The following is a 21,722-nucleotide window of genomic DNA, read 5'->3' on the forward strand; positions in this document are numbered from 1 at the left end:
TTACACTTCCTTAAGGCCTGAGGCGCGGTGGAGCTGCCAGTCGACCACGAAATTCACCGCCACCGTCAAGAGCGCGATACAGCCCGCGGGCAAGAGCGGGGTCACGTCGCCGAAGGTGATGAGCGTCGCATTGTCCCGCACCATGCTGCCCCAGTCGGCCGTTGGCGGCTTGATCCCGAGACCGAGGAAGCTGAGCGAGGAAATCGTCAGGAACACGAAGCAGAAGCGCAGGCCGAATTCGGCCACGAGGGGCGCCATCGCATTGGGCAGGATCTCGCGCCGGATCAGGAACCACGCGCCTTCGCCGCGCAGTTTCGCGGCCTCGATGTAATCCATCACCACGATGCCCTGGGCCACGGCGCGCGCCAAGCGGAAGACGCGCGTGGCATCGACCGCCGCGATGACAAGGATCAGGGTCAGCACCGAGGTGCCGAAAATCGTGAGCAACAACAACGAGAAGATCAGCGCCGGGATCGACATCAGCGCATCGACGAAGCGCGACAGAACCTGGTCGAGCCACCCGCCCGTCAGCGCCGCCCAAAGCCCCAGCACCGCGCCCACGACAAAGGCGAGCGCGGTCGTGGCAAAGGCGATCCCCACCGTGTTGCGCGCCCCGAAGATCAGCCGCGAGAGCATGTCGCGCCCGATCCGGTCCGTGCCGAGCGGATGGTCGGCCGACCATGCCGCGAATTGCGTGCCCACGATCTCGCGCTCGGGGAAGGGAGCAAGGACGGGGGCCGCGATCGCGACCGCGGCATAGATCGCGATGACCAAGAGGCCAAAGGCGGCCGTCAGGGGCATATCGTTGAAAAGGCTGCGGGATTGCCCGGTCAGAATGACCCGGCCGGCTGCCCGCATGACCCATGCCAGCGCGAATAGGCCGAGCAGGCCGAGGATGACGGAAGTGGCGAAACCCATGTCGCTACCTCCTGTGCATCAGGCGCGGGTTCGTGATCGTCGAGAGCACGTCCGCGAGGAGGTTGAGGGCGACATAGGCCCCGGCGAAGATCAGCGCGACAGCCTGCACCACGGCGATATCGCGGTTGGACACGGCATCGACCATCAATTGCCCGAGACCGGGGTAGACGAAGACGACCTCCACCACGACGACGCCGGTGATCAGATAGGCGAGGTTCAGCGCCACCACGTTGATGATGGGGGCCAGCGCATTGGGCAGGGCGTGGCGCAACACGATGCGCAGCGGCGACAGGCCCTTGAGGCGCGCCATCTCGATATAGGGGCTGGCCAGAAGGTTGATGATCGCGGCCCGGGTCATGCGCATCATGTGCGCGGTGACGACAAGCGTCAGGGTCAGCGCGGGCAAGAAGGTCATGTAGATCCGGTCGCCGAAGGTGGTCGCGGGACTGATCCGCACCATCGAGGGAAACAGCCCCGTCTGCGCCAGCCACAGGACGAGGATATAGGCGACGAAGAATTCGGGGAAGGAAATCGCGGTCAGCGCGCCCGCATTGGCGGCGCGGTCAAAGATCGAGTTGCGCCAGAGCGCCGCGAGAATGCCGAGGATGAGCGAGATCGGCACCGAGAGTGCCGCGGCATAGAGCGCGAGGAAGACGGTATTGCCCAGCCGCGCGCCGATCAGTTCCGAGATCGGGCGGCCATTCGAAAGCGACACTCCGAAATCGCCTGTCAGCGCGCCCGAGAGCCAGTTCCAGTAGCGCACCGGCGCCGGGTCGTTCAGGCCCAGCTGTTCGCGCAGGGCGGCCAGCGTTTCGGGCGTGGCGCCCTGACCGAGGATCTGTTGCGCCAGGTCGCCGGGCAGAAGTTCGGTGGCGGCGAAGATGATCAGCGATACGATGAAAAGAAGTCCGATCCCCAGCGCAAGGCGCAGGGCGATCATGCGGATCACGTTGGACAGGGGTCCGTCCTCCCTCGCAGGTTGGAAAGACCCCCGGCGCGACGGTGCGCGCCGGGGGCGAGAGGGAAGATCAGGCCATCCACCAACGCTCGACGCAGCGGAAGCCGTCGAAGTTCCAGTTGGCCGAGATCTGATCGGGCGTGGCCACGCCGTTGGCCACGGCCATCACGTAGTTGTTGTACATCGGGATGATGGTCGAACCCTCGAAGGACACGATCTGCTGCATCTCCATGTACATTTCGCGGCGCAGGCTTTCGTTCACCTCCGAGCGGGCGGCGACGAGCAGCTCGTTGAAGCGGTCGTTGCTCCAATGGCCTTCGTTCCAGTCCGCACCGGCGGCATAGGCCGTGGTGAACATGTGATCCTCGACCGCGCGGCCGCCCCAATAGGTGGCGCAGAACGGCGTGTCGCCGTTGGGGTTGAGCCAGACGTTGGACCAGTAGCCATCGTTCGGCACGCGGTTGACGTTGAGGTTGATCCCCGCCGCACGCGCGGTTTCCGAGAACATCGTCCCCGCATCGACCGCGCCCGAGAAGGCCGCATCGGCCACGGCGATGGTGACATCGAGGCTTTCGAGCCCGGCTTCGCGCAGGTGGAAGCGCGCGCGGTCGGGATCGTAGGTCTTCATCTCCATCTCGGTGTTGAAGTAGCGGTTCGCGGGCCCGATCGGGTTGTCGTTGGACACCGCGCCATGGCCGCCGAGGATCACGTCGACCATCGCTTCGCGGTCGAGCGCGTATTTCAGCGCGAGACGGACGTTGTTGTCGTCATAGGGCCCTTGCCGGCTGTCCATCGGGAAGCCGTAATGCGCGTTGCCCGGGATCGACAGGATGCGCGCGACACCGCGGGATTCCAGCATGCCGATCGTGGCCGGATCGACCTGGTCGATCAGGTGCACTTCGCCGGTGATCAGCGCGTTCAGACGCGCCGCCGGGTCGAGGATCGAGACCAGTTCCACCCGGTCGAACCAGGCGCGGTCCGATTTCCAGTAGTTCGGGTTGCGGTTCACGGTCGATTGCACGCCATGTTCGAAGCTTTCGACGATGTAGCCGCCGCAGCCATCGGTCGAGGCAGGATCGATGCGCCCGTCCATGCCCGGCATGATCGGGATATGGTAATCCGTCATCAGGTAGGGCAGGTCGGCGTTCGGGGCTTCGAGCGTCACGACAACGGTATTGCCATCGGCCCGGACGTCGGTGATGGCGGCCAGCAGCGGCTTGACGACCGAGGTCGAGCTGTCGCCGCGGTGATGGTTGATGGAGGCCACGACATCCTCGGCGGTGACATCCTTGCCGGAGTGGAAGGTCACGCCCTGCCGGATCGAGAAGACCCAGGTGGAGCCGTCCGTGCTGTCCCAGCTTTCGGCGATCTCGGGGACCAGCTGACCGTCCGATCCGACTTCGATCAGGTAGTTGTGGCGGCAGGCGGCGAAGGTCTGCACATAGAGGTTTTCCCACAGGCCCGGATCGAGGCTGTCGGTGGTCGAGCCATGGCCGATGCCCACGCGGAAGGTGCCGCCGCGGGCTTGTGCGCGTGCAGGCAGCGAGGTGTGGGGCAGGATAAGGCCCGCGGCGGTGACGGCGGCCGCCCCTTTCAGGACGCCCCTGCGCGACAGCGGCATTGCGGGAATTCTGGGTCGTGTCATGGTCGGTCTTCCTCCCTTGTCTGCCCGTTTCGCAGCATCGCGAGGGCATGTTTTTTCCGGTTTTCCGGTTGGACCCCGGTGCAGATGCGGGGATTTTCCCTGCTCTGTCCGGTTGGTGATGGTGCGATCATACATACAGGGGCTTCATGACAAAGCGTTGATTTGCCCCGAAAGGCCGGTTTTTTCCTCCTTTCGCTACTCGGTCGGCCAAAATGCGGCGTGCTCGGGCCAGGTGCTGGACTGCGCCGTCGCCCGCGACAGCCAATCGGACGAGATGTCCACCCCCCAGCCCGGCGCGTCCGACAGGATCGCGTGGCCATCCTCGATCCGGTAGGGCGAGGTGGTGAAAAGATCGTATTGCCACGGGTAGTATTCGGGTCCCTCGATCGAGAATTCGAGGTATTTGCCCGCATTGGGAATGGCCCGCAGCAGGTGAAGGGTGAACAGCGTCACCATGGACAGGTTAGCGCAATGGGGTGTCACGGGGAGGTTTGCGGCCGCTGCCATCTTGCACACCCGCAAGGTGCGGGAGAGGCCGCCGAGATACATGATGTCGGGTTGCACCACGTCGACCGCGCGCATGTCGATCATGCGTTTCCAGGTCGAGAGCTGGCAATCCTGCTCGCCGCCGGTCACGTCGATGCTCAGCGCGTCGGCGACGGCCTTGGTCGCGTCGAGGTCCCAGTAGGGGCAGGGTTCTTCGTAATGGGAAAAGCCGCTGTCCTCGAGCATCCGCCCGACTTCGATCGCGCGCGGGACGGAATAGCAGGAATTGGCGTCGATCAGCAGCTCGGCCTCGGGCAGGGCGCGGCGCATGGCGGGGATGATCGCCTCGGTGCGGCCCGGCCATTCGTCGCGGTCGCGCCCCACTTCGGAGCCGGCGCGGATCTTGAAGGCGGTATAGCCGTCCTCGCCCGACAGTCGTTTCAGCCGCTCGGCCTCGTCCTCGGGCGTGATGTCGCGCCGCATCGAGGAGGCATAGGCCCGCACGCGGCCCGGCGCGCCGCCGATCAGGGCGGTCACCGGCAGGCCCGCGCGCTTGCCGCGCATGTCCCAGATGGCGGTATCCACGCCCCCCATCGCCCGCCGCAGGTAGGAGCCGGGGAATTTGTGCTCGCGCTCCGTCACCCAGTCCATCAGGTCGTCGAGGTCCGTCGCATCACGCCCCAGGACCCAGGGCGCGACCTGTCGGTGCAGCACGGTGCAGGTGATATCGGCGTGATAGGTCGAAACCTGCCCCCAGCCCTGTGATCCATCCTCCATCGTGACGCGGACAAAGCCCACGTCGCGGGTGGTGAAACTGTCGATCCGAGTGATCCGGTCCATGCGCCTCAGGCCTCCGCAGCGATCAGGTCGGCGGCGCGCATGGCCGACGTGATGGTAGGTGCGCGGGCCCCGGCCGGCCCAGGGTCGGGAAGGGCCAAGGCGTCGACGCCGCGCAACCGATCAAAGCGCCCGACCCGCAAGGGCGGGTTCATCGCGGCCCCGTCCGACAGGGGCAGGGCGCGGGGTTTGGGACCGACACCTTGCCATTCGGCCGCATCGCAAGCTGCCGCGCCTGCGCCGTGCATGATGTCCTTGCAGATCGCCATCTCGCCTTTCCCCGTGCCGCCCGAGGATTGCAGGCTTGCTGACCACCGACAAACAATGGAAAGCGGGGTGAAGGCCAAACTTTAACGGGGTCTTTCGGTGGCGTGTCGGGGTTCAGCCGTTCCAGACCACTGCGCCCAGGTCGCTCAGGTCGTAGCCCCCCAGATGCGTTGCACGCGTGGCAAAGGTGTCGGTCCTTGCAAAGGCGAGGAGCTTCTGGATCGGCGGATCGAAATAGGCGCGGCGGGTCATCACCAGGTCAAAGCTTTCGTCCGACATCAGCGGCAGGAAATCCAGCGCACCCGCCGCCGCCTGAAGCCCGAGGCCGCAATCGGCCTGTCCGGTCTCGATCAGGGCCGCGAGATCGGCATGGGTGTCGGCGGCCTGACCGGCGGTGACAAGGTCGGCATGCGAAAGACCCTTGCGGGCGAGCAGCACCTCGAGCAGGCGTTGGGAGCCCGCCCCCTCGGACCGGAGCGCGAAACGCAGGCCGCGCGCCACGGCATCGGCCAGTCCCGTGACGCCTTGCGGATTGCCGGGTGCCAGCAAAAGGCCCTGGGTCCGGCGCGCCCAATGGATCAGGACGTGGCGCGATCCGGGCAGATGCGCGCGGACAGCCGCGATGTTCCACGCCCCGCTTTGGGGATCGACCAGGTGCAGGCCGGACATGACCGCCCGGCCCGCCGCCAGATCGTCGAGCCCTTGCGCCGAGCCGCGCGCCAGCACCGCCAGACCGCTGCCCGATTGGCGCAGCGCCCATTCCAGCAAGGGATCGTTCGACCCCGCATAGATCGGTGGGGCCGGGGCGATGCCCGCATCCGGCAATTCGGTCTGTGCCTCGAGCCAGGCGTCGATGAGGCGGCGCGGAAAGAGAATCTTTCCGGTGGCGCGGGTGAAGGGAATCGTCTGGCGGGCCACCATCTCGTAGATCGTGCGTTCCCGCAGGCGCAGGTAGGTCGCGACTTCGCCCGTGGTCATGAGGGTCGATGCCTCGGTGCCGGGCGCGGGGGATGGGGTCGAGTTCTGCATTATCTTGCAGTTCCATGCAAAAATTACGTTGTTGAACGATATTGCAGTTTGCTCCTAATTTCCAGCGGGTTTCGGGGAAAGGGGTGCCTGTGGAGGGACCGTTCGCGACCGCTTTCGGCCTGCTGCTGGCAGCCGATCCGGTGCTGATGCAGATCATCGGCCTGTCGTTGCGCGTGACGCTGACGGCGGTGTTGATCGCCTGCCTGATCGGTCTGCCGCTCGGGGCGGCGCTGGCCTTGGCACGGTTTCCCGGCCGGGGCGCGGTCATTGTCCTGTTCAACGCGCTGATGGGTCTGCCGCCCGTGGTGGCGGGTCTGATCGTCTACCTGATGCTGTCGCGCTCGGGGCCACTGGGCGATCTGGGGCTGCTGTTCACGCCCGAGGCGATGATCCTTGCGCAGGTCGTGCTGATCCTGCCCATCGTCGTGTCGCTCACGCGGTCGGTGGTCGAGGATATCTGGGCCGAATACCGCGAACAGTTGCAGAGCCTGGGCGCGGGTCGCCTGCGGGCAGTGCCGACGCTTTTGTGGGATGGTCGGGTCAGTCTGCTGACCGGGGTTCTGGCGGGGTTTGGCCGCGCCAGTGCCGAGGTGGGGGCGGTTCTGGTCGTGGGCGGCAATATCGCGGGCCATACCCGCACCATGACGACGGCGATCACGCTGGAGACCAACCGGGGCAACCTGGGCCTTGCGGTGGCTTTGGGGATCATCCTGCTTGCGCTGACCCTGACGCTGAACGCGGCGGCCTGGGGGGCGGGGCAATGGGCAAGGGGGCGGCTTGGATGACGCATCTGCGCGCGCTTGTGCCGTCGATCCTGCCGCTCCGGCTCGAGGGGGTGGGCTATGCCGTGGGCGGCAAGCCCCTGTTGTCGGATGTGTCCTTGACGGTGGAACCGGGGCGGCGGCTGGTCGTGCTGGGCTCGAACGGGGCGGGCAAGAGCCTGCTCTTGCGGCTGTGCCACGGGTTGATCGCGCCGACCTCGGGCCGGTGTCTCTGGGCGGATGGATCGCCCCGCCCAGAGGCGCAGGCGATGGTGTTCCAGCGCCCGATCCTGCTGCGCCGGAGCGTGGCGGCCAATATCGAGTATCCGCTGGCCCTGCGCGGCCTGTCGCAAGCCGACCGGCGGCAGGCGCTGGCGCGCACGATCGAGCGTTTCGGGCTGGGCGCGATGGCCGACCGGCCCGCGCGGCTGTTGTCGGGGGGCGAACAGCAGCGGCTGGCGCTGGCGCGGGCCTGGGCGATGCGGCCCGAGGTCCTGTTTCTGGACGAGCCGACATCGGCGCTCGACCCATCGGCCACGCGGATCATCGAGGAGATGATCGAGAGCTTTTCGGCCGAGGGCATCACCATCGTGCTGACCACGCACAACCTGGGTCAGGCGCGTCGCCTTGCCGAGGATGTGGCCTTTCTCCATCGCGGTCGGCTGACCGAACAGGGGGCTGCCGCCACCTTTTTCGCAGGGCCGAAAACCCCCGAGGCCCGCGCATTCCTTGCGGGCGATCTGATCTGGTAGACAACGGGAGAGAGTTACCATGACACCGACGCGTCGTTCGGCCCTGATGGGCGTTGCGTCCAGCCTTGCCCTGCTGGCGGCACTGCCTGCGGCGGCACAGGATTTCATCACCGTCGCCTCGACCACCTCGACCGAGAATTCGGGGCTGTTCGGGCATATCCTGCCGATCTTTCAGGCCGAGACCGGGATCGAGGTGCGTGTCGTGTCCCAGGGCACCGGGCAGGCGCTTGAAACCGGGCGGCGCGGCGATGCGGATGTGGTCTTCGTCCATGCGCGCGCGCAGGAAGAGACCTTTGTCGCCGAAGGCTACGGCGTGCAGCGCTTCGACGTGATGTACAACGATTTCGTCGTCGTCGGCCCGTCCGATGATCCGGCGGGCGTGCGCGCGACCGACAGCGCCGCCGGTGCCATGGCCGCGATTGCCGAGGCCGGGGCCTCCTTTGCCTCGCGCGGGGATGACAGCGGCACCCATGTGGCCGAACAGGGTCTGTGGGCCGCCGCCGGGATCGAACCTGCGGGGGAATGGTATCTGTCGACCGGTTCGGGCATGGGCGCGACGCTCAACACCGCGGCGCAGGTTCCCGCCTATGCGCTGACCGACCGGGGCACCTGGTTGTCCTTTGCCAACCGTGGCCCGCTCGAGATCGTGTCCGAGGGCGATCCGGTGCTGTTCAACCCCTATGGCATCATCTTGGTCAATCCCGAGCGCCATGCCCATGTGAAGGCTGATCTGGGTCAGGCCTTCATCGACTGGATCGTCTCGCCCGACGGGCAGGCCGCCATCGCGAGCTTCCAGGTGGGTGGCGAGCAGCTGTTCTTTCCCTCTGCACAGTGACGGTAGTCCCCGCACTGGCCTTTGCCTGTGCGGGGGCCTAAGTCAGGCGGGATGAGCAGCCTTGTTCCCCTTGACGATTGCCTTGCGCAGGCGCTGGCAGGTGTGACCCCGGTCGCGCCCGAGCGCGTGGCGCTGGCTGTCGCGCGGGGCGGAGTTCTGGCTGAAGATCTGGAGTTTGCGCAAGATACCCCGCCCATGGCGGAGGCGCTGCGGGCAGGCTATGCCGTGACCGCGCTGGACCTGATCGGGGCGAGTGCCACTCTGCCTATCCCCTTGGCTGTAGCGGTTCCCGTTCTGCCCGGTGATCCCATGCCCCCCGGCACCGATGCCGTCCTGCCGCCCGACGGGGTCGAGGAGATGCCTTTGGGTGTTGCCGCGATCCGGCTCATCGCGCCGGGCGAGGGGATACGCCGCGCGGGTCATGACGGGCGGGCGGGAGTGGCCCTTGCGCCGATGGGGACGATCCTGTCCGAGCGTTTGTGCCGTGTCGCGGAATTGGCGGGGTTGAGCGATTGCCGCCTGCGCCGCGCGCGGGTCGCGGTCGATCTGCCCGATCCGGTGCAGGCGGGGTTGGCCCGTGCGCTGTTGGGGGTGGTGGGCGATCCGGTCGCGCCCGATGCGGCGGACATGGTGCTGCGGCCGTCGGCCGATCATGGTCCGCGTCTGGCCCTTGCCCCCGGTGACACGGCATGGCTTGCGCGGGAGGGGGCGGCGCTGGTCCTGTCGGTGCCGCGCCGGTTCGACGGTCTGGTTGCCGCCTGTCTGGCGCTGGGCCTGCCCGCGTTGGGCGCGTTGACGGGGACGATCCGCGCGCCCGAGACGCGCGCGCTGACGCGCAAGGTTACCTCAGGCCTCGGCCTGTCCGATCTGGTTCTCTTGCGGCGCTCGGGCGAGGGTTGGGGTCCCGGCCCGGCGGGGAGCGTGACGCTTGCGGGTCTCGCCGCCGCCGATGCCTTTGCCATCCTGCCCCCCGGCAGCGAGGGCCTGCCTGCGGGTGGGATGCTGGAGGGTATGTCTTTGTCCATGTCTTTCGGGTGACCCTGATGTCCGCACCGAATGCGCCAAGTCCTGCAGGCCATCAGCAGGAACAATTCCTAAAGGTCCTGTCCCGCGACGAGGCGGAGGCCGCTTTCATGGCCGCGCTCTGCCCGCAGCCCTTGGGCGTGGAGGAGGTCGCGCTCGAGGCGCTGCTGGGGAGGGTGCTTGCGCGCGACATCGCCGCCCCGGTCGATGCCCCGCCCTTTGACCGGGCGGTGGTCGATGGATTTGCTTTGCGCGCCGCCGATCTGTTCGAGGCCTCCGAGGCGGAGCCGGTGCGGTTGCGCCTGAACCCGGAGGTGATCCATTGCGGCACCGCGCCCGCGCTGCCGGTCACCCCCGGCACCGCCACGCCCATCGCCACGGGCGGACCCATCCCCCGTGGGGCCGATGCCGTGGTGATGATCGAACATACCGAGCCCGAGGGTAACGGGATCGCCGTTGCCCGTGCGGTGGCACCGGGCAGTTTCATCGGCTTTGCAGGGTCCGACATCGCGCGGGGACAGACGCTGTTGCGCAGGGGCGTGGTGATCGGGGCGCGCGAGGTGGCGATGCTGGCCGCCGTGGGCCTTGACCGCGCGCCGGTCTGGCGCAGGCCGCGGGTTGCGGTCCTGTCGACGGGTGACGAGCTGGTGCGGCCCGGCGATCCGTTGCGCCCGGCAGGGGTTTACGATTCGAACGGCCCGGTGATCGTCGCGGCGCTGGCCGAGAATGGCTGTGATGCGGTGCATCTGGGTTCCATCCCCGATGACGAGGCGCGGTTGACTGAAGCGGTCCGCGCGGCCTTTGCTGCCCATGATGCGCTGATCCTGTCGGGCGGCACGTCCAAGGGTGCGGGCGATCTGACGACCAAGGTCATCGCGGGGCTTGGCGCGCCGGGGATCGTGGCGCATGGCGTGGCGCTCAAGCCCGGAAAGCCGCTCTGCCTTGCGGTTTGTGACGGCAAGCCGGTGGCGGTGCTGCCGGGGTTTCCGACATCGGCGATGTTCACTCTGCACGAGATGGTGGCGCCCGCGCTGCGGATCATGGCGGGGCTGCCGCCCCGGGGGGCGGCCCGGATCGAGGCTGTGCTGCCCCAGCGCCTTGGCTCGGAACTGGGTCGGACGGAATTCACCATGGTCGCGCTGACCGAGGGGCCGGACGGGCCGGTGGCCCATCCGGTCGGCAAGGGATCGGGCGCGGTCACGGCCTTTGCGCAGGCCGACGGGTTCCTGACGGTGCCGGCGCTGGTCGACAGCCTGCCCCCCGGCACGCGGGCCGAGGTGACGCTGTTCGGGTCCGGTGTCGCCGCGCCCCGGTTGGCGGTGATCGGCAGCCATTGCCTGGGTCTTGATGCGGTGGTCGGGCATCTGGTCGAACGGGGCATGACGGCGCGCATTCTGGCGACCGGATCGCAGGGCGGGTTGGCGGCGCTGGCCCGGCGGGAATGCGATATCGCCCCGATCCACCTGTTCGATCCCGCCACCGACCGCTTCAACACGCCCTATCTTGCCCAAGGGATGCGGCTGATCCCCGGCTGGCGGCGGATGCAGGGTCTGGTTTTTCGCGCAGGTGACGGGCGGATCGAGGGGAAGGGCGTGGCCGAGGCGCTGGCCAGCCTGCTCGCCGATCCCGAGGCGATCATGGTCAACCGCAATCAGGGCGCGGGCACGCGCGTGCTGATCGACCGGCTGCTGTCGGGGACAAGGCCGCAGGGCTACTGGAACCAGCCCAATTCGCACAATGCCGTCGCCGCCGCCGTGGCGCAGGGGCGCGCGGATTGGGGCGTGGCGATCCGCCCGGCCGCCGAGGCGCTGGGTCTGGGTTTCCTGCCGGTGGCCGAGGAACATTACGATTTCGCCGTCTGGCAGGACCCTCGCGATGCCGCGGCGCTGGAGGCGTTCGAGGCGGCGCTGGGCGAAAGCGGGCAGGCGCTGCGCGCGCTGGGCTTCGATCCGGGCTGAGGGCGGGATTGTTGACAATCCGCCGGGCGCTTGCCTAAGCACGGGCGCGAACCCGCCACGGCGGCGGGCCCGCGCGGGGTGGAGGCGCAGGTCGATGCTGGGTTACATGATCTCGACAGGGCGGGGCGCGGGCGACCGGCTGATGATCGCCGTGGCCGAAGGGCTTGCCGCCAAGGGCATCGCCGTGGCGGGAGCGGTGCAGCTCAACGTCGAACATGATCCCGAGCGGCATTGCCACATGGATCTGCATATCCTTGGCCGGGATGACGTGCTGCGCATCTCGGAGGACCGGGGGCGGCATGCGCGCGGCTGCCGGTTGGACCCGCGCGGTCTGGCCGATGCGGTGCAGCGGGTCGAAACCGTTCTGGACGAGGGTCGGGCAGGCGTTCTTCTGATCAACAAGTTCGGCAAGCAGGAAGCCGAAGGCGGTGGCTTTCGCGAAGTGATCGGCCGTGCGCTGCTGGATGGCAGGCCCGTCCTGACCACCGTCTCGCAGGGCAGTCTTCCTGCTTTTCTGGCCTTTGCCGACGGGCTTGGGGTCGAGATTGCGCCCAACCCGGAGGCTGCGGTCGGATGGTGCCTTGCGGCGCTGTCGGGCCCGCCAGCGGCGCTCGCCGTCTAGTCCGAAGAGCCGCCCGTTACCCGGTCGGCCCCTCGTGCGGGTCGAAACCTGCGATCACCACCTCCTTGGTCCGGCAATCGTCGCACATGGTCAAAAGCCGTTTGCGGGTGGCGCCATCCTCGCCGGTGAACATCCAGTGGCCCTCGAGCCGCTCCATCACGCGGCGGATGGACGAACCGGTGCCGAACCCCTTGCCGCAGGAGGTGCAGCAGAAGGGTTCTTCTTCCTTGAGGATGCGCTTGGGGTTTGCCCATGCGGCGAAATCCATCTGGGGCGTGATGGAAATGGCCTCTTCGGGACAGGTCACCGTGCAGATCCCGCATTGCACGCAAGCGCTTTCGGTGAAGCGCAGCATCGGCTTGTCGGGGTTGTCGCCAAGCGCGCCTGTGGGGCAGGCCCCGACGCAGGCAAGGCAGAGCGTGCAGCTGTCGAGGTTGAGCGACACGGTGCCGAAGGGCGCGCCCTTGGGCAGGTCGATCCGCTCGGTCGGGCGGGGCGCGGTGCGGTTCAGCTCTTCCATCGCCAGCGTCAACAGCCCGCGCTTGTCCTCGGGCGGCAGGAAGGAGGAGCGGGTGGGGCGCAGCGGCTGGGCCGGATGCCACAGCGCGGTTTCGAGCGCGTCGGGATCATCGGTCTGGATCAGCGCGCAGGCCTGGGCGGCGTGGCCGGTCGCCTCGCAGATAGCGGCCATCAGGTCGAGCGTCGTGGCCAGCCCATCGAGCGGATGGGCTGGGCGATCCTTGGCCAGAACGCGCACGCCGCCCGCGCCCCATGCCATGGCTGCGGCCATGATCTCGGGGCCGATCTGGCTCGGTTCATTCACCTGAACCGGGATGACATGGGCGGGCAGGCCGCGCCCGAAGCGCGCTGCCGCATCGATCAGGGGCGCGCCATGGACTTCGTCGTGGAAGAGGATCACGGGGGCGCTGCGCCCGCCCGCATCCACCCATGCCGCAAGGCCCGCGCGCAGGCGGTCGGCCAAGCTGCCCACGGCAGGCAGCGCATAGGAAGCAGCCCCCGTCGGGCAGGCCGCCGCGCATTGCCCGCAGCCCGCGCAGATCGCGGGGTCGATGGCCACGGTGTCGCCCGCAGGCAGGATCGCACCGGTGGGACACAGGTCGAGGCAGCGGGTGCAGCCGGTCTTGGTGTTGCGCGAATGGGCGCAGAGACCCGCTTCGAAATCGATGTATTTGGGCTTGTCGAAGATGCCGACCATCTGGCCCGCCTCGGCCACCAGGGCTGCAACGGCTGCGGGGTCACGCGGATCGGCGCGCAGATAGCCCGGGCGCGTGTGGTGGAAGAGCGGCTGCCCCCCCGTCAGGTCCAGCACCAGATCGCAGCGCGACACCGCGCCATCACGGGCCGGGCCGAAATCAAGCCTTGCGCGGGAGGACGGGGCGGGCGCGGCATAGGCATCGACCGTCAGTTCGAAGGCGCCCATATGCCCCTTGGCCCGCGCGATCCGGCCCTGAAGCACAGGCCATGTCGTCTGGCGTGGCGGCGCGACATCGGCGCCGGGCAAAAGAAGCACGGTCAGATCCAGCATGCCCGACAATTGCCGTGCGGCGTCGATCGCCACCTCGTCGCGGCCCAGAACGAGGGCGATGCCGTTGCTTTCGAGGCTGACGGTTTCGAAGGAGGAGCCGGGCATTTCCGCCATGGCCAGAAGGGCCGCCATCTTGGGTGCGGCCTTGGCCCCGTCGTCCGACCAGCCTGCGGTTTCGCGGATATTGGCAAAGCGCAGGGTCCCTGCATATCCCGCATCCTCGGCCACTTCGGAGAAGAGCGGCGCTTCTTGCGTGCAGGCGACCGTGATGGCGGCAAAGCTGCCGAGCGCCTGCCGGAAATTGTCGAGCTGGGCGCGACAAAGCTGGCTGGCCGGTTTGCCGGTTGCCCCCAACGTGTCGCCGTCGAGGGTCATGGTCGCTTCGCAGGTGCAGATCAGGCGGGTTTCATTCTGGTCTTGCATGGGGCTTTCGTCGGGCTTTCGGCTGGACTATCTGGATGTGCATCTAATCTGATCCGCGTGGGATGGGTAGCGGTCTCGGGAGGGAAAATCGGATGACAATGGTCCGGGAGGACAATCTTGCCGCGCCGAAGGTGGTTTTGCCGCCGCCATTCACCTTGCATCGCACCGAGGGGCGCGATGTGCTGGCCGAAACGGTCGCGCTTGCACCGTCCGAAGGGGCGGGGACACTGGTGCTGCACCAATCGCCGGGGCTTTTGGCTTTCGCGGTGGTTCTGGAACCCGAACAAGAACTGGTCGAGGCGCAGCTTGCGTTCCTGCTGGGGATGACGGCCGTGGGCGATGCGCTGGCAGCCCATTGCCCGCCTGACCGCTCGGTTCGGTTGAATTGGCCCGACGAGGTGCTCTTTGACGGGGCCCGCATCGGTGGCGGACGGTTTGCCATTGCGCCCGGCACCGCCGATGACGCCGTGCCCGACTGGATGGTCTTTGCCGCCGAACTGATCGCCGACCGCGACCATATCGCGGAGCCGGGTGCCTATCCCGACAGCACGTCGCTGTTGGAGGAAGGTTTCGATCCGGCCGAGGATATCGTGTCGACCTTCGCCTCCTACATGATGCTGTATTTCGACCGCTGGGCGCACGAAGGCTTTGCCGCCGTGTCGAACCGGTTCCTGATGCGCGTCGACCCGCCCCTGTTGCGCGGCGTGCGCCGGATCGAAGGGGACAGGATGCTGGAGATCACGCCGTCCGGCGGCGGACGCCGGATGGCCCCCTTGCGCGAGGCCTTGGCCGTTCAGGCATGGCGCGACGAGACGGGCCCCAGGCTGTGACACGGCTGCCGCGCACGATCCGGCTGGACCCGTCGGACCGCCACATCTTTGCCCATGCCGCCGAACCCGGCGAATGGGCTGTGCCGGGCACCTTCCTGTTCTGGGGGCGCGCGCCGGACAGCCTGACCCGGAAGGAGGCGATCGCCTTTCGCTCGGGGTTTCTGGGCGTGGAGAGTTTCGGCCATTCGACGCTTGTCACCGTGCAGGAGGCCCGCCCCGAGGAGCGCGCCGCGATGGTCGAGGCGCTGGCGGATCAGCTGGTCGCGCAGCTTGGTGCGCCATCGCGCGACATCGCGCGGCCTGCTGCCGAACAGGAAGTGAGCCTGGCCGAAAGCCTGTGCGCCGATCACGGCATCGGAACGCTCATTGCGCTGCACCGCAAGCACGGCGAGGATGGCGAGATCCGCGAGCAGTTCCGCACCCTGCGCCCACGCGACGAAACGGCGTTCTCCGCCTCGCATCTGATGGGCCATGACCGGGCGTTTCAATTCTTCGAGGAAGAGACAGAGGATCACGTCGATCTGTTTCAGTTGAGGGGGCAGGACTGATGCCGGAATTCTGGGTCGCCTCGGGGCATCATCTGGCGCGGCTGGACCGTGCGGGGCGCATGGTTGTGACGGACGAGCTGTTGCTGGCCTGGCTGGCCCGCCCGGAAATCGTGCCGCCGCCCGAAGCTTGCGCGACAGAGCGCGCCGTTCATGCGCGTCTCAGGGCCGCTCCGCGTTCTGCGGTGCCATCCCTTGAACTGGCCGCGATGAAGGATCCGGATGCGCGCGAGAACTGGCAGTTCTTCCTGACGCTGCGCGACCGTCTGCTGCAGGCGGGAACGATCGAGGAAGGCTATGCCGCGATCATGCGCGAGGGGCTGCGCCTGCCCGTCGTGTTCCTGTCGCAGCTCGTGCAGCTGATCTTGCGCAACGCGCTGGATGGATGCGACGACCCGCAGGTGTTGCGCGCCGCCGAATGCCTGTTCCGGCCGCAGCGGGCGCATGTGAAGGACGGCATGGTCCTGATGGCAGACGAAGAGCTTGTGGCGCTGTTCGAGGCGGATATGCATGCATCCCCGCTCATGGCCATGTTCTCGGGCGGGATCGACAGTCTGGACGTGTTGGGGGGCGGCAACGAATGGACCTATTGGTCGCGGTCGGACGCCCATACGATGATCTACAATTTCGGGGGTGATCCCGAGGCGCGGCGCGGGATGGCAAAGGCGCTGGAGGCCTTCATCCGGCATATGCTGGGGGTGGAGGTGAGCGTCTCGCCGCAGACGCGCGTCGACGACGTGGACCTGCGGTGGTATGTGGGTCTTGATCCGAACGGCACGGCCATTGGGGATGCGCTCTGGCATGGTCGCCCGCTCCCGGCCAGCCTGATCGGGGTGTTCCGGCTCGATTTCGCCGACCCGTCCAAGACGCGCGAAGATGTGGCGGGGCATCCGGTCTGGCTTTTGTTGGGCCTTGGGCAGGACGGGGCCGTGCGGATCAAGCCGCAGAACCTTCTGGCGGGCCTGCCATTGGCCGAACCGCATCTGCACTGAAACGGAGGGGATGACATGCCAAGGGAGATCATCCGCATCGGCGTGGTGGCGGAACGTCGACCGCCCGTGACCCGGTGGAGCACCGGGGAATTGCGGCCGCTTCTGGTTCTGCCGGTCGAACCCGCGACGCCGCCGGGCACGTGCCTGGGTACCGATGGCGGGGTCGAGACCTGGTATCTGGGCGGGCGCGACATGGTGCTGTGGTCCGGGGATGCCGGTCATCATCGCGACAACCTGATGTCGGGGCGTCCGTCCGTCTGGGTCGCCTTGCGCGGAACCGACCCGGCGCGGGCGGAGGTTCTGGCCGTCACGGTCGATCCCTACGAGGGCGAGGGGCTGGCCTCGGACCCCGAGCTGATCGTCGATGCGGTGCCGATGCCCGATCCTGTCGCGCGCGCGGTGGCGGCCTTTGCCGATCGGTATTTCGTCGAGATGCCCTTCAAGAAGCGCAAGCGCCTGCCGGTCGATCCGAATGCGGTCGCGGCGCGCGCGCCCCGCGTGCTGCAGCCCGAGGACAAATGGGAGAATCGCAAGGGCCGGAGGTCGGACCCATGAGCGGGGACGAGCCCGAGGGTTTCCTGGGCCGTTGGTCGCGCATCAAGCGGACCGCCGCCCGGTCGCAACAGGAGCCGGAGCCGGAACTCGAAGCTCTGCCCGATGCGGAGCCTGATGACGCCGAATCCCATCCGGACCCGGAGCCTGCGACCGAGCAAGCCCCTCCGACGTTGTCCGAAGAGGAATTGGCGGCATTGCCCCGGATCGAGGATCTGGTTCCCGGCAGCGACATCCGCCCCTTTCTGCGCCCCGGCGTTCCACGGTCGCTCAAGAACGCCGCCTTGCGCCGCATGTGGATGCTGACGCCCGTGATCCGCGATCATCAGGACCCGGCCGTCGACTATGCCTGGGATTGGAACACCCCCGGTGGGGTTCCCGGCGATGGCCTTGCCCCATCCCCGGAGCGCACGGCGCAGATGCTCAAATCGCTCCTGTCGCCGCAGCGGGATGAACCCGAGCCCGAGGCTGCCACACAAGCCGTGGCAGAAGCGGAGGACGCGCCGGAAACCGTCGATGAAAAGTCTCCCAAAGCCAAGATGATAGCGCCGACATCCGGTGCGCCGTCATCGGTCGGGACCAGCGATGAAGAAGGGGCAAACGCGCCCGATTCTGTCGCTGAACCCGATCCACCTGTGCGCAGGCGTCATGGATCGGCACTGCCGGGATAGATGTTTGCGGGCGGGGTCGGTCGCGCGCGGCCAAGCCTGTCTGCCTGGTCGGAAAAAACCGGACAGGGCAGCCGGAAAAAATGCATGCATTTGACAAATTTCGCTTGACCAAAGGCCTCCTCTGACGCTCCTCTAGGGTAGGGTACGCGACCGTATGCAATGGGCGCGTGTGGGAAGAGAACAGGACCTATGGAAACCAGCCAGCCGGGCAACCGGCCCGCTAGTGATGTGGAAAACGCAGCGCGAGGCGACATGTATCGCTTCGTTGCGACCCTGCTTGCTTCTGCGCCTTCTCAAGAGATTCTGGACGGAACCGCGGGTTTGGCGGGGGACGGAACCGCCCTTGGGCAGGCCGTGACGGCATTGGCGCATGCGGCGCGCGCGACTGACGCGGCAAAGGTGGAGCGGGAATTCTTCCAGCTTTTCATCGGCGTGGGGCGTGGCGAGCTGTTGCCCTATGCCAGTTTCTACCAGACCGGTTTCTTGAACGAGCGCCCGCTCGCCGAGGTCAGGGGCGACCTGTCCCGGCTGGGGATCGCGCGTGCCGAAGGGCGCTACGAGCCCGAAGATCATATCGCGCTTTTGTTCGAGGTGATGGGTGATCTCGCCTCGGGGACGCTGTCCGCACCGGACAAGGCTCAGTCGGAGTTCTTCGGGCGGCACATCGAACCTTGGGCCGCGCAATTCTTCGACGATCTGGCGATCGCGCCAAGTGCATCTTTCTACCGAGCAGTCGCCGAGGTTGGCCGATTGCTCGTGGATATCGAGGCGCGAGCCTTCTCGCTCGCCGCCTGACGCAGGGACCGGCAAACGGTCTGACCACATGAACGAAACGACACTCGGACCGGCCAAGAGCCCGAACCGAAGCAGAAAGGGGATCGACATGACCAGCAAGACACCCACACCGATCAGCCGGCGTGCCTTTCTCGGGACAACGGCTGTCGGCGCAACCGCATCCGTTGCGCTCGGCACCGGATCGGCCCGTCCCGCGCTTGCGCAGGAAACTGGCGATGAGCGCACGCGCGGCCGCTACCAGGCGACCGAACATGTCGAAACCTACTACCGGACCAACCGCTACTATCCTCGGGGGACCAACTGATGCTCGTTAAGCGCAGGAATGGTGACACCGCGTCGACCGGGCGCCTGTCACAAATGGCGGCAGCCGTTTCGGCCCGCCCGCTCGATCGCCGCAGCTTTCTGCGGGCATCGGGTCTGACCGTCGGCGGGCTTGCCGCACTTGGCGCCATGGGCGCAGGCATGACGCGCCGCGTCGAGGCCGCCGAAGGCTTCACCGACATGTCCCAGCCGATCGAGATCCGCACCAACATCTGCACCCATTGCTCGGTGGGCTGCACGGTGAAGGCCGAGGTCCAGAACGGCGTCTGGGTCGGCCAGGAACCGGCCTACAACAGCCCGATCAACCGCGGCACCCATTGCGCCAAGGGCGCATCGGTGCGCGAGCTCGTTCACGGCGACCGCCGGGTCAAATACCCGATGAAGAAGGTCGGCGGCGAATGGCAGCGCATCAGCTGGGATCAGGCTCTGACCGAGATCAGCGAAAAGATGACCGAGATCCGGGGCCGCTCGGGCGCGGATTCCGTCTATCTGCTGGGCTCCGCCAAGTTCTCGAACGAAGGCGCCTACCTGTTCCGCAAGTTCGCGGCATTCTGGGGCACCAACAACGTCGATCACCAGGCGCGCATCTGTCACTCCACCACCGTGGCGGGCGTTGCGAACACCTGGGGCTACGGCGCCATGACCAACAGCTACAACGACATCCGCAACGCAAAGACCGTCATCTTCATGGGGTCGAACGCGGCCGAGGCGCATCCCGTCTCGCTCCAGCACATCCTTGAAGGCAAGGAAACGCAGCGCGCGAATGTCATCGTCTTCGATCCGCGCTTCACCCGGACCGCGGCGCATGCGACCGAATATGTCCGCTTCCGTCCCGGCACCGACATCGCCGTGATGTACGGGATGCTGTGGCACATCTTCGAGAACGGCTGGGAAGACCGCGAATACATCGCAAGCCGCGTCTGGGGCATGGATCAGATCCGCGAAGAAACGCGGTCCTATCCGCCGGAAGTCGTGGAGCGGATCACCGGCATCGACGGCGAGACCCTGCGTCGCACCGCCGAGAAATTCGCCAAGGAGCGTCCCTCGACCTTCATCTGGTGCATGGGCGGCACGCAGCACACCGTCGGCACCGCCAACGTGCGGATGTACAACAACCTGCTGCTGGCCACCGGCAACGTGGGCGGCGAGGGCAATGGTGCCAACATCTTCCGCGGTCACTGCAACGTGCAGGGCGCGACCGACTTCGGTCTCGATGTGGGCAACCTGCCTTGCTACTACGGCCTGGGTGCGGGTGCATGGCGGCACTGGTCGCGCGTCTGGGAAGTGCCTTACGAATATTTCGAAAGCCGCTTCGACGCTGTTCCGGCCAAGGGTGGGCGCGATGCCCGGACGCCAGCGCAGAACATGGAAGTGGCGGGCATCACCTCGACCCGCTGGTTCGATGCCGTGACGCTCGACGCCGAGGAAGTCGACCAGCTCGACAACATCAAGGCGATGCTCGTCTTCGGTCATGGCGGCAACACCGTGCCCCGGATGCAGGATGCACAGCGCGGCATGAACGCGCTTGACCTGCTGGTCGTGGCCGACCCGCATCCGACGACCTTTGCGGCGCTGCACTCGCGGACCGACAACACCTATCTTCTGCCGATCTGCACGCAGTTCGAATGCTCGGGCTCGCGCACGGCGTCGAACCGCTCGGTGCAGTGGGGCGAGAAGGTGGTCGATCCGATCTTCGAATCCGACAACGATTACGCGGTGATCTACGGTCTCGCGCAGCGTCTCGGCTTCGCGGACGAGATGTTCAAGAACTACGAGATGGTTCAGGGCAAGTTCGGCATGGAACCGACACCGGAATCCGTGCTGCGCGAGATCAACCGGGGTGGCTGGTCCACCGGCTACACCGGTCAGAGCCCCGAGCGTCTCAAGGCGCATATGGCCAACCAGCAGCATTTCGACCTGGTCACGCTGCGTGCCCTGCCCGACGCGCCCGAGGAAATCCGCGGCGACTACTACGGTCTGCCGTGGCCCTGCTGGGGCACGCCCGAATTGCGGCATCCCGGCACGCATATCCTCTACAACACGAACCTGCCCCCGATGGAGGGTGGCGGCGCGTTCCGCCCGCGTTTCGGTCTGGACCGCGACGGCGAGACGCTCCTTGCGGAAGGCAGCTGGCCCGCCGGCTCGGAGATCGAGGACGGCTATCCCCAGTTCACCTACGGTGTTCTGCAGCAGCTTGGCTGGGATGCGGATCTGACGCCGCAGGAGCTGGCCACGATCCGGCGCATCGGGAACAACGATCCCGAAGCGATGGCTGCCGTTTCCTGGTCGCTTGACCTGTCGGGCGGTATCCAGCGCGTCGCCCTGATGCATGGCTGTGTGCCCTTCGGCAACGGCAAGGCCCGCGCGGTTGCATGGAACCTGCCCGACCCGATCCCGGTCCACCGCGAGCCGATCTATTCGCCGCGCACCGATCTGGTCGCAGAATACCCGACGCGCGAGGATGGCCGTCAGCAGCGGATGCCGAACATCGGCCTGACGTTGCAGACCGCGAACCTGGAAAACCGCGTGGCGGAACAATTCCCGATCATCCTGACCTCCGGCCGTCTGGTCGAATACGAGGGCGGTGGCGAGGAAACCCGGTCGAACCCGTGGCTTGCGGAATTGCAGCAGGACATGTTCGTCGAGATCAACCCTGCCGACGCATCGTCGCGCGGGATCGTCGATGGCGGTTGGGTTTGGGTGACCGGCCCCGAGGGCGGATCGCGGGCGCGCGTCAAGGCGCTTGTGACCGAACGCGTGGGGCAGGGCGTGGCCTTCATGCCCTTCCACTTCGCGGGTTGGTTCCAGGGCGAAGACCAGCGGGGCAACTACCCCGAAGGCACCGACCCCATCGTCCTTGGCGAATCCGTCAACGTCATCACCACCTATGGCTACGATCCCGTCACCGGGATGCACGAGGGCAAGGTCACCCTTTGCCAGATCGCCGCGGCCTGAA

21 protein-coding genes are annotated in these 21,722 nt (G+C 67.1%); 14 read left to right on the forward strand and 7 right to left on the reverse strand.

Annotated features, from left to right (window positions below):
* From AABA51_RS04140 to AABA51_RS04165, 6 genes are all read right to left on the reverse strand, one after another.
* On the reverse strand, positions 1-858 hold the full coding sequence (locus tag AABA51_RS04140) for an ABC transporter permease (RefSeq protein WP_338276431.1): 858 nt from the start codon (positions 856-858) through the stop codon (positions 1-3).
* A 64-nt stretch (positions 859-922) separates the two neighbouring features.
* Positions 923-1,876: an ABC transporter permease gene (locus tag AABA51_RS04145; protein ID WP_338276433.1), complete on the reverse strand. Its 954-nt coding sequence runs from the start codon at positions 1,874-1,876 to the stop codon at positions 923-925.
* A gap of 70 nt (positions 1,877-1,946) precedes the next feature.
* On the reverse strand, positions 1,947-3,521 hold the full coding sequence (locus AABA51_RS04150; RefSeq protein ID WP_338274679.1) for an ABC transporter substrate-binding protein: 1,575 nt from the start codon (positions 3,519-3,521) through the stop codon (positions 1,947-1,949).
* A gap of 195 nt (positions 3,522-3,716) precedes the next feature.
* Positions 3,717-4,847, reverse strand: a complete 1,131-nt coding sequence (locus AABA51_RS04155; RefSeq protein ID WP_338274681.1) for a mandelate racemase/muconate lactonizing enzyme family protein — start codon at positions 4,845-4,847, stop codon at positions 3,717-3,719.
* 5 nt (positions 4,848-4,852) lie between these two features.
* A complete protein-coding gene (locus AABA51_RS04160) occupies positions 4,853-5,113 on the reverse strand; it encodes a hypothetical protein (protein WP_338274683.1) in 261 nt (86 codons plus the stop codon).
* Positions 5,114-5,225: 112 nt separating this feature from the next.
* Positions 5,226-6,140: a helix-turn-helix transcriptional regulator gene (locus AABA51_RS04165; RefSeq protein WP_338274684.1), complete on the reverse strand. Its 915-nt coding sequence runs from the start codon at positions 6,138-6,140 to the stop codon at positions 5,226-5,228.
* Between the two features lie 89 nt (positions 6,141-6,229).
* Here AABA51_RS04165 and AABA51_RS04170 point away from each other — a divergent pair, with 89 nt between their 5' ends.
* The 6 genes from AABA51_RS04170 (at position 6,230) to AABA51_RS04195 (ending at position 12,091) form a co-directional block, all read left to right on the forward strand.
* Positions 6,230-6,925 carry an ABC transporter permease gene (locus tag AABA51_RS04170; RefSeq protein WP_338274685.1) on the forward strand — a complete coding sequence of 232 codons (696 nt, stop codon included), beginning with the start codon at positions 6,230-6,232 and terminating at the stop codon, positions 6,923-6,925.
* Positions 6,922-7,653 carry an ATP-binding cassette domain-containing protein gene (locus AABA51_RS04175; protein ID WP_338274687.1) on the forward strand — a complete coding sequence of 244 codons (732 nt, stop codon included), beginning with the start codon at positions 6,922-6,924 and terminating at the stop codon, positions 7,651-7,653. Before AABA51_RS04170 ends, AABA51_RS04175 begins: the two co-directional genes overlap by 4 nt.
* Positions 7,654-7,672: 19 nt before the next feature.
* The gene (locus AABA51_RS04180; RefSeq protein ID WP_338274689.1) at positions 7,673-8,488 is read left to right on the forward strand and encodes a substrate-binding domain-containing protein; all 816 of its coding nucleotides are present in this window, start codon (positions 7,673-7,675) and stop codon (positions 8,486-8,488) included.
* A gap of 51 nt (positions 8,489-8,539) precedes the next feature.
* The gene (locus AABA51_RS04185; RefSeq protein ID WP_338274691.1) at positions 8,540-9,526 is read left to right on the forward strand and encodes a hypothetical protein; all 987 of its coding nucleotides are present in this window, start codon (positions 8,540-8,542) and stop codon (positions 9,524-9,526) included.
* Between the two features lie 5 nt (positions 9,527-9,531).
* Positions 9,532-11,469, forward strand: a complete 1,938-nt coding sequence (locus AABA51_RS04190) for a molybdopterin biosynthesis protein (protein WP_338274692.1) — start codon at positions 9,532-9,534, stop codon at positions 11,467-11,469.
* A 94-nt stretch (positions 11,470-11,563) separates the two neighbouring features.
* The gene (locus AABA51_RS04195; protein WP_338274695.1) at positions 11,564-12,091 is read left to right on the forward strand and encodes a DUF2478 domain-containing protein; all 528 of its coding nucleotides are present in this window, start codon (positions 11,564-11,566) and stop codon (positions 12,089-12,091) included.
* A gap of 16 nt (positions 12,092-12,107) precedes the next feature.
* Here AABA51_RS04195 and AABA51_RS04200 read toward each other — a convergent pair whose 3' ends face one another.
* Entirely contained in the window at positions 12,108-14,060 is a 1,953-nt protein-coding gene (locus AABA51_RS04200; RefSeq protein ID WP_338274697.1) for a 4Fe-4S binding protein, read from the reverse strand.
* A gap of 92 nt (positions 14,061-14,152) precedes the next feature.
* On the opposite strand from AABA51_RS04200, the gene AABA51_RS04205 reads away from it, so the two are divergent.
* The 8 genes from AABA51_RS04205 to AABA51_RS04240 all read left to right on the forward strand — a co-directional run bounded on the left by AABA51_RS04205 (position 14,153) and on the right by AABA51_RS04240 (position 21,721).
* Complete coding sequence (locus AABA51_RS04205; RefSeq protein ID WP_338274698.1) at positions 14,153-14,890, forward strand: biotin/lipoate--protein ligase family protein; 738 nt, start codon at positions 14,153-14,155, stop codon at positions 14,888-14,890.
* Complete coding sequence (locus tag AABA51_RS04210) at positions 14,887-15,438, forward strand: DUF6505 family protein (protein ID WP_338274701.1); 552 nt, start codon at positions 14,887-14,889, stop codon at positions 15,436-15,438. Before AABA51_RS04205 ends, AABA51_RS04210 begins: the two co-directional genes overlap by 4 nt.
* Entirely contained in the window at positions 15,438-16,427 is a 990-nt protein-coding gene (locus AABA51_RS04215; RefSeq protein ID WP_338274702.1) for a DUF6352 family protein, read from the forward strand. The genes AABA51_RS04210 and AABA51_RS04215 overlap by 1 nt, the downstream gene beginning before the upstream one ends.
* A gap of 15 nt (positions 16,428-16,442) precedes the next feature.
* Entirely contained in the window at positions 16,443-16,982 is a 540-nt protein-coding gene (locus tag AABA51_RS04220) for a DUF3305 domain-containing protein (RefSeq protein ID WP_338274704.1), read from the forward strand.
* Entirely contained in the window at positions 16,979-17,650 is a 672-nt protein-coding gene (locus AABA51_RS04225; RefSeq protein ID WP_338274706.1) for a DUF3306 domain-containing protein, read from the forward strand. Before AABA51_RS04220 ends, AABA51_RS04225 begins: the two co-directional genes overlap by 4 nt.
* Before the next feature lie 189 nt (positions 17,651-17,839).
* Positions 17,840-18,445, forward strand: coding sequence for a TorD/DmsD family molecular chaperone (locus AABA51_RS04230; protein WP_338274708.1), 606 nt, complete (start codon positions 17,840-17,842; stop codon positions 18,443-18,445).
* A gap of 88 nt (positions 18,446-18,533) precedes the next feature.
* Positions 18,534-18,749: a hypothetical protein gene (locus tag AABA51_RS04235; protein WP_338274710.1), complete on the forward strand. Its 216-nt coding sequence runs from the start codon at positions 18,534-18,536 to the stop codon at positions 18,747-18,749.
* Positions 18,749-21,721: a formate dehydrogenase subunit alpha gene (locus AABA51_RS04240; protein WP_338274712.1), complete on the forward strand. Its 2,973-nt coding sequence runs from the start codon at positions 18,749-18,751 to the stop codon at positions 21,719-21,721. Before AABA51_RS04235 ends, AABA51_RS04240 begins: the two co-directional genes overlap by 1 nt.
* Position 21,722 lies beyond the last annotated feature (1 nt).

This window comes from Roseicyclus marinus (assembly GCF_036322625.1).
Classification (GTDB): domain Bacteria; phylum Pseudomonadota; class Alphaproteobacteria; order Rhodobacterales; family Rhodobacteraceae; genus Roseicyclus; species Roseicyclus marinus_A.

Coding starts and splice junctions, on each gene's coding strand:
- AABA51_RS04180 (WP_338274689.1), top strand. CDS start 7,673: ATGACACCGACGCGTCGTTCGGCCCTGATGGGCGTTGCGTCCAGCCTT.
- AABA51_RS04140 (WP_338276431.1), bottom strand. CDS start 858: ATGCGGGCAGCCGGCCGGGTCATTCTGACCGGGCAATCCCGCAGCCTT.
- AABA51_RS04230 (WP_338274708.1), top strand. CDS start 17,840: ATGGAAACCAGCCAGCCGGGCAACCGGCCCGCTAGTGATGTGGAAAAC.
- AABA51_RS04240 (WP_338274712.1), top strand. CDS start 18,749: ATGCTCGTTAAGCGCAGGAATGGTGACACCGCGTCGACCGGGCGCCTG.
- AABA51_RS04215 (WP_338274702.1), top strand. CDS start 15,438: ATGCCGGAATTCTGGGTCGCCTCGGGGCATCATCTGGCGCGGCTGGAC.
- AABA51_RS04235 (WP_338274710.1), top strand. CDS start 18,534: ATGACCAGCAAGACACCCACACCGATCAGCCGGCGTGCCTTTCTCGGG.
- AABA51_RS04195 (WP_338274695.1), top strand. CDS start 11,564: ATGCTGGGTTACATGATCTCGACAGGGCGGGGCGCGGGCGACCGGCTG.
- AABA51_RS04220 (WP_338274704.1), top strand. CDS start 16,443: ATGCCAAGGGAGATCATCCGCATCGGCGTGGTGGCGGAACGTCGACCG.
- AABA51_RS04160 (WP_338274683.1), bottom strand. CDS start 5,113: ATGGCGATCTGCAAGGACATCATGCACGGCGCAGGCGCGGCAGCTTGC.
- AABA51_RS04165 (WP_338274684.1), bottom strand. CDS start 6,140: ATGCAGAACTCGACCCCATCCCCCGCGCCCGGCACCGAGGCATCGACC.
- AABA51_RS04225 (WP_338274706.1), top strand. CDS start 16,979: ATGAGCGGGGACGAGCCCGAGGGTTTCCTGGGCCGTTGGTCGCGCATC.
- AABA51_RS04155 (WP_338274681.1), bottom strand. CDS start 4,847: ATGGACCGGATCACTCGGATCGACAGTTTCACCACCCGCGACGTGGGC.
- AABA51_RS04190 (WP_338274692.1), top strand. CDS start 9,532: ATGTCCGCACCGAATGCGCCAAGTCCTGCAGGCCATCAGCAGGAACAA.
- AABA51_RS04150 (WP_338274679.1), bottom strand. CDS start 3,521: ATGACACGACCCAGAATTCCCGCAATGCCGCTGTCGCGCAGGGGCGTC.
- AABA51_RS04200 (WP_338274697.1), bottom strand. CDS start 14,060: ATGCAAGACCAGAATGAAACCCGCCTGATCTGCACCTGCGAAGCGACC.
- AABA51_RS04185 (WP_338274691.1), top strand. CDS start 8,540: ATGAGCAGCCTTGTTCCCCTTGACGATTGCCTTGCGCAGGCGCTGGCA.
- AABA51_RS04205 (WP_338274698.1), top strand. CDS start 14,153: ATGACAATGGTCCGGGAGGACAATCTTGCCGCGCCGAAGGTGGTTTTG.
- AABA51_RS04175 (WP_338274687.1), top strand. CDS start 6,922: ATGACGCATCTGCGCGCGCTTGTGCCGTCGATCCTGCCGCTCCGGCTC.